This is a genomic window from Streptomyces sp. NPDC007084, from assembly GCF_040703595.1.
Classification (GTDB): Bacteria; Actinomycetota; Actinomycetes; order Streptomycetales; family Streptomycetaceae; genus Streptomyces.
The window spans coordinates 43,612-50,471 of sequence record NZ_JBEYFY010000047.1 but is presented as its reverse complement, the minus strand read 5'-3'; the positions used below and the strand labels follow the sequence as shown (position 1 = coordinate 50,471).

Sequence of the window (6,860 nt, the reverse complement as noted above, 5' to 3'; positions counted from 1 at the left end):
CCGGAGGCGCCGGCCGCGCCCACACCGGGCAGCCCGCCCGTCGCGGCGAACACCCCGAGGACGGCGACCGTGACGGCGAGCACCCCGCCCAGCACCAGCGGCCGGCCCGCGGACCGCGCCGCCCCCGTACGTCCCCGGACTCCGGCCTCCCGCTCCCGGTTCCACTCCCGCTCCCGCTCCCGCTCGGGGAAGTCTTGGGCTCGGGAGCCGAGGGGCACGGTGGGCGGGTCGGAGGGGCCGGGAGACTCCGGCTCTTCGAGGTCCTGCCGGAGGATGCGCGTCAGCGCCTCCCGCACCACGGACTCCGGTACGCGCTCCACGGGGTCCCAGCGCAGCAGGCCCCGCACGGCAGGTCCGAGGGGTCCGGCGCGCAGCGGAGCCCTGATCGGCAGCCGGTCAACCGCCCGGAGCGTGGCGTCCAGGCGCCCCCGGTCCCGGACCGGGGGCCGCCCCTCGACCAGCGCGTACATCATCGCGCCGAGCGCCCACAGATCGGCCGCCGCGCCGCCGCCCTCGCCGCGGGCCTGCTCGGGGGAGGCGTACGCCGGGGCGGTGACGCGGGGCGCGTCGCCGGACTCCGGGAGGCCGAAGCCGGTCACCGTGACCGCGCCGGACTCGTCCGCCCACACCTGCCCCGGCCCCAGTTCCCCGTGTGTCACCCCCGAGCCGTGGGCGGCGGTGAGGACATCGAGGACGCCCAGTCCGACCCGGGCCGCCCGGACGTGCCCGGCCGGGCCGCCCGCGAGGAGGTCGGTCAGCGGGGCGCCGGGGGGCCGCTCCGTGACGGTCCACACCGTGCCGGGCTCCTCGATCACGTCGAGGACCGCGGGCACCCGGCCGGGGCAGGCGGCGCCGAGGAGTCCGGCCGTCCGCAGCACCCGGTCGGCGACGCCTTCCCGGGTCTCCCCGCGTAGATCGCGTGCCGACTCGCCCGCGTGCGCCGGAGATTCCTCCCGCACCGGGGCCGCCAGGCGCGAGCGGGTCACCAGGACCGGCCGGTCGAGCGCGGCGTCCCGGCCGAGCCAGCAGCTCCGGCCCTCCTCGCGCAGGACGAGGCCGAGCAGCAGATAGCGCCCCGCGACCGGTCCGCCCGCTGAGTCGTGCACCGTGACCACCATCGCCATCCCTCGCTGCTCGACCGGCTCCCCTTTCCCGGAAGTACGCGAGAGGTGACGAAGAGTGTTCAACGCCGGCGGTGCCGGGATGCCCTTTTTTCGTGGCTTCGCCGAACTCGCCCGCACGTACGAACAGTTCAGGCCGCCTGAGCCGGACGATCCCCCGCGGGCCCGGCCCGCCGCCGAAGGAGTTCGCGAAGGTCACCGGCGCGGCGGGGTGGTCCGGAACGGGGCGAGGGCGGTCCGGAACCAGGCGGGGGCCGCCGGAACCGGGCGGGGGCGGTCCGGAACAGGGCCGGGACCGGGCGAAGGTGGTCGGGAACAGGGCGGGGGCCGGGCGAGGGCGGTCCGGAAGAGGGCGCGGGGGCGGGCGCCGCCCCTCACCGAGGTCCTGCCGACCGGCGTCGAGAGCGGGGCCCGCGTGTCATGCCGGTGGAAGGCGACACGCGGCCCGACCCGCGCACAGGCGTGGACCTGGCTATCCCGCTCCGTAGAAGTGCGCCTGGCCGCCCCGCCACTTCACCCAGGCGGGGTCGTCCAGCAGGTCCTCGGCGTCCGGCAGTCCCGCGCGGCCGAGGAACTCCAGCAGATCCTCGTCGGAGAACGCCACGCCCAGGCTCTCGCCGCGCGCCGTCACCTGACGGCCGCTGGTGTTCAGGGCCGGATGTACGACCAAAGGAGCCCGTCCGGACATATCTCCAGGATGGTCCTCCGCGCCCGGACACGCATCCCGGGGCCGCTCAGCGCAGGGTCTCGGCCCAGTTCGCCGGGACCCGTCCCGCCGGGCCGGGGGTCGGCTGGTCCAGGGGGTGGCTGGCCGGCGGAGCCAGCTCGGGACCCGTGTCGTACAGCTCGGAGGTGTCGTAGTCCCAGAACCAGTTCTCGCCGGGTTCGAAGCTCTGGATGACCGGGTGCCCGGTGCTCCGGGCGTGCGCGGTGGCGTGCTTGGACGGGGAGTCGTCGCAACAGCCGACGTGACCGCACTGGGCACAGCGCCGCAGATGGAACCACCATCCTCCGGCGGCGTCGCACTCGGCGCAGCCCGTGCCGCTCGGCGGGACGGAGGGGTCGATTCCGTTGGGGGTGGTCATGACGGCTCCTCGGGGGTGTCCGGAACGGTCAGGGGAAGGCGCACCTGGAAGCGGGTGTCGCCGGGCACGGAGTGCACCGCCAGGCTGCCGTGGTGCTTGTTGACGACGATCCGCCAGGAGATGTCCAGGCCGAGGCCGGTGCCCTCGCCCACCGGCTTGGTGGTGAAGAACGGGTCGAAGATGCGGTCGCGGATCTCGTCCGGTACCCCGGCCCCGGTGTCGTGGAACTCCACGAGCACGTTGTCGCCGTCGGGCGCCGTGCGCACGGTGAGCGTGCCCTCGCCGTCCATCGCGGAGACGGCGTTGTCGATGAGGTTCGTCCACACCTGGTTCAACTCGCCCGGGTAGGCGGGGATCCGGGGCAGCGTGCGGTCGTACTCCTTGACGACCTTGATGCCGGGGCCCATCTTGCCCGTGAGCATCAGCAGGGTGCTGTCGAGGAGTTCGTGCACGTCGGCCACCTGGTAGGGGGCCCGGTCCATCTGCGAGTACTGCTTGGCCGCGTTCACCAGGTGCGAGATACGGCTCGTCGAGTCCTCGATCTCGTTCATCAGCAGCTCGGTCTCGACCGTGTAGTTCAGCCAGCGGACCGCGCCTTCGAGGGTCGGCCCGTCGACGGCCGCCGCGACCTGGTCCAGCCAGTCCGTGTCGAGGCCGGCCTGCACGAACGTCGGCGCCAACTGCCAGCCGCCCGCGATGTCATGGTCGTCCAGCCAGTCCGCGAGCGCGTCCTCGCGGTCGGACGCCTCCAGCGGGGTCAGCGGGGTCGCCTTGGCGACCTGCTCGGCGGTGCGCTCCTGGATCTCGACCAGCGTCTCCAGCGTGTCGCGCGCGTAGGGCCCCGACGCGATGACGCCGAGCTTCTGCCGCATGTGCGCCACCCGGTCGCGCAGCGCCGAGGTGGCCCGCACGGCCGCGGCGGCCGGGTTGTTCAGCTCGTGCGTGAGCCCCGCCGACAGCGAGCCGAGCGCGAGCAGCCGCTCCCGCTGTCCGATGGTGCGCTGGGTGTTCTGGCTGCCGAAGAACATGCCCTCCAGCAGGTGGACGGCCATCGGGAACCAGTCCCGCAGGATCGCCGCGAAGGTGTCGGCGGGCAGCACGAAGAACCGGGACGGCTCGGTGACCCGCAAAGACCCCTTGTACAGCGACTCGTTGGGCGCGCTCAGATACGCCTGCATGGCACCCGCGTACACCCCGCGCTGCGAGGTCCGGTTGATCTCCACGTCGTCCGCGCCGACCCGCCGCGACATCACCACGGTGCCTTCGAGGAGCACGTAGAAACAGGTGGCCGGGTCGCCCTCCGAGTACACCGGCCCGGGGTCGAACAGCTCGACGCGGCCCTCCCGGCACAGCCGGTCGAGCTGGTCCGCGTCGAGCTTCTCGAACAGGAAGAGCGTGCTCAGTTCCGTGACGTCGCACGGCATCGGCCGGCCGCTCACGACTGCTCCAGATAACGGTGGACGAGCATGACGGCCATGGCTCCCTCTCCGACCGCGGACGCGACCCGCTTCGCCGACTCGGCGCGGGCGTCACCGGCCACGAACACGCCGGGCACGCTGGTCTCCAGGTGGTACGGCGGCCGGTCCAGCTCCCAGCCGCGCGGCGGCTGCCCGTCGGGCGTCATGTCCGGGCCGGCCATGATGAAGCCGCGGTCGTCCCGCAGCACCGTGCCGTCCAGCCAGCCGGTGAGCGGCGCCGCGCCGATGAACACGAACAGCCACTGCGCGTCGACCAGTTCGGTGTGGCCGCTGTCCACGTCGCGCAGGGTGAGCTGCTCCAGGTGGTCGCTGCCGTGCGCGGACTCGACCACCGTGCCGGGCCGGACCGTGATGTTGGGCGCGTTGTCGATCTGCTCGATCAGGTAGTGCGACATCGACGCGGCCAGCGAGGAGCCGCGCACCAGGATGGTCACCGACTTCGCGCCGCGCGCCAGGTACATCGCGGCCTGTCCCGCCGAGTTCGCCCCGCCGACGATGTACACGTCGTGGCCCTGGCAGGCGGCGGCCTCGGTCAGCGCCGAGCCGTAGAACACACCGCAGCCCGTGAGATCCGCCAGACCGGGCGCGTCGAGCTGCCGGTAGGACACGCCGGTCGCGAGGATCACGGCGTGCGCGGAGATCGAGGAGCCGTCGGAGAAGCGGATGGTCCGCGACGCGCCGGTCACCTCGAGGCCGGTCACCTCGCGCGCGGTGAGGATCTCGGCGCCGAACTTGGCGGCCTGCCGGCGGGCCCGGTCGGTGAGCTGCGCGCCGGAGACGCCGTCGGGGAAGCCGAGATAGTTCTCGATCCGGGAACTCTGCCCGGCCTGACCGCCGGTCGCGGACCGCTCCACCAGCACGGTGCGCAGCCCCTCGGACGCCCCGTAGACGGCGGAACCGAGCCCGGCCGGCCCGCCGCCGATCACGACCAGGTCGTAGAACTCGGAGGTCGGCGTGGTGGCGAGCCCCACGTGCGCGGCGATGTCCTGGTCGTCCGGCTCGACCAGCGGTGTGCCGGTGGGCGTGATCACCAGGGGAAGGCGCTGCCCGTCCTGCCCGGCGGCCTTCAGCAGCCGCTCGCCCTCCGGGGTGTCGGACGAGTACCAGCGGTAGGGCACCTGGTTGCGGGCCAGGAACTCCCGTACGCCCGAGGACCGGGCCGACCAGCGGTGTCCGACGACCTTGCAGGCGCCCACCGGCTTGTAGTCGCTGACCCGCCAGGCGTCCAGGAGGTCGTCCACCACCGGGTAGAGCTTCTCCTCCGGCGGGTCCCAGGGCTTGAGCAGGTAGTGGTCGAGATCGATCACGTTGATCGCGTCGATCGCCGCGTTCGTGTCCGCGTACGCGGTCAGCAGCACCCGGCGGGCGCCCGGAAAGACGTCGATGGCCTGTTCGAGGAACTCGATGCCGTCCATCTGCGGCATCCGGTAGTCGGCGAGGATCACCGCCACCTGGTCGCCCCGGAGCTTCAGCTCGCGCAGCGCGTCCAGGGCGGCGTCCCCGGACTCGGCGCGGACGATGCGGTGGGACTCGCCGTAGCGCCGCCTGAGGTCACGGGCGACGGCGCGCGACACCCCGGGATCGTCATCGACGGTCAGAATGACGGTCCGCGCTGGACTGGCGGCCTGGGTCATGGGTCTCCCACCCCGAGAGGACAGTTGCGTCTCCGCCCGGCCGGCCCCGCGAGGCAGACCCGGCGGACACAGCCCCAATCGTATGTACGATCGGTCACCTTTGCTCAGGAACCGGGTACGCGGGCGGCTCCTCGGGGTCCCGGTCCGCGGACGGCAGCGGTTCCCCGGCCTTCGGGAGGATGGTGCCGACGTAGTCCTCGACGGCCGTGTCCAGGCCGATGTCGTGCTGGGCGCGCTCGGACAGGAACCAGCGGTGTTCGAGGATCTCGTGGTACAGCTCGGCCGGGTCCATCGAGCCGCGCAGCTCGGGCGGCACCGCCCGCACCGTCGGCCGGAACACGTCCCGGACCCAGCGGTGGGCGAGCACCTCCGGCCGCGCGGCCCCCGGGGCGCCGGGGCCCGGACGGTGACCGGGGCCCGCGGGCGCGTAGTCGTCCTGGGTGGCCATCCAGCTCTCCAGGTCGTTCAGCAGCCGCCGCGCCTGGTTCTCCTCGGTGTCGAGGCCGGTCAGCCGCAGAAGCTGGCGCTGGTGGTGCCCGGCGTCGACCACCTTGGGCACGAAGGTCACCGTGTCGCCGGCCGGGGAGTGGGCGATCTGCATCTCGGCCACGTCGAAGCCCAGATCGTTCAGCCGGCGGATCCGGCGGTCGATGTAGTGGTACTTGCCCGCCGGATAGACCGAGGTACGGGTCAGCTCCTCCCACAGGCCCCGGTAGCGCGCGCAGATCTCCCGGCCGAACTCGATCGGGTCCACCGAGGGGTGCAGCGCGCCGGCCGCCTCCAGGTCGAGGAGTTCGCCGCTGATGTTCACCCGGGCCAGATCGAGGTCGTAGTCGCGCTGCCCGGTGCTGAGCCGCGGATGCAGCTCGCCGGTCTCGGCGTCCACGAGATAGGCGGCGTACGCGCCCGCGTCGCGCCGGAAGAGCGTGTTGGACAGCGAGCAGTCGCCCCAGGCGAACCCGGCCAGGTGCAGCCGCACCAGCAGCACGGCCAGCGCGTCCATCAGCCGGTGCATGGTGGCGGGCCGCATGGTCGTCTCGAACATCGACCGGTACGGCAGCGAGCCGCCCAGGTGCCGGGTGATCAGCACCGACTCCAGCGGCTCACCGGCCGCGTCGGTGCGCCCGGTGACCACGGCGAGCGGGTCCACCGCGGGGATTCCCAACCGGTCCAGTCCGAGGAGCAGTCCGTACTCGCGCAGGGCGGGCCGCTCGGCGAGTTCCTTGACCGCCACCACCTCGTCGCCGGCCCGCGCGTAGCGCACCACGTGCCGGGAGATGCCGCGCGGCAGCGGCACCAGATGGTGTTCGGGCCACTCCTCCAGGGGGAGCTGCCACGGCAGGGCGAGCAGGAGCGCGGGGTGCTCCGGGTTGGTGGCGCTGATCTGCAGAGCCATGACTGGGCCGCCCTCACTTCATGGTCGAACTCTTTTGCGGCTCCAGCATCTACGAATGATCGCCGGGGCGGAAGACATCCGGCCCCCGGCGGCCGGCCGAGCCCTCGGCCCCACCAGCCCTCGCCCCCGCTGTCGGGCCCCGCGCA

General features: G+C 73.1%; 5 protein-coding genes and 1 pseudogene. All 6 read right to left on the bottom strand.

What is annotated here, in order from left to right; genetic code table 11:
* Positions 1–1,106, bottom strand: a pseudogene (locus AB0912_RS27900) (hypothetical protein); the annotation flags it as partial.
* Between the two features lie 487 nt (positions 1,107–1,593).
* Positions 1,594–1,809, bottom strand: a complete 216-nt coding sequence (locus AB0912_RS27895) for a hypothetical protein (RefSeq protein ID WP_081220749.1) — start codon at positions 1,807–1,809, stop codon at positions 1,594–1,596.
* A 46-nt stretch (positions 1,810–1,855) separates the two neighbouring features.
* Positions 1,856–2,206: a UBP-type zinc finger domain-containing protein gene (locus AB0912_RS27890; RefSeq protein WP_366704509.1), complete on the bottom strand. Its 351-nt coding sequence runs from the start codon at positions 2,204–2,206 to the stop codon at positions 1,856–1,858.
* Positions 2,203–3,645: an ATP-binding protein gene (locus tag AB0912_RS27885; RefSeq protein ID WP_366704507.1), complete on the bottom strand. Its 1,443-nt coding sequence runs from the start codon at positions 3,643–3,645 to the stop codon at positions 2,203–2,205. The genes AB0912_RS27890 and AB0912_RS27885 overlap by 4 nt, the downstream gene beginning before the upstream one ends.
* Entirely contained in the window at positions 3,642–5,318 is a 1,677-nt protein-coding gene (locus AB0912_RS27880) for an FAD-dependent oxidoreductase (protein WP_366704505.1), read from the bottom strand. Before AB0912_RS27880 ends, AB0912_RS27885 begins: the two co-directional genes overlap by 4 nt.
* Positions 5,319–5,412: 94 nt before the next feature.
* Positions 5,413–6,714: a DUF4032 domain-containing protein gene (locus AB0912_RS27875; RefSeq protein WP_366704503.1), complete on the bottom strand. Its 1,302-nt coding sequence runs from the start codon at positions 6,712–6,714 to the stop codon at positions 5,413–5,415.
* Positions 6,715–6,860 lie beyond the last annotated feature (146 nt).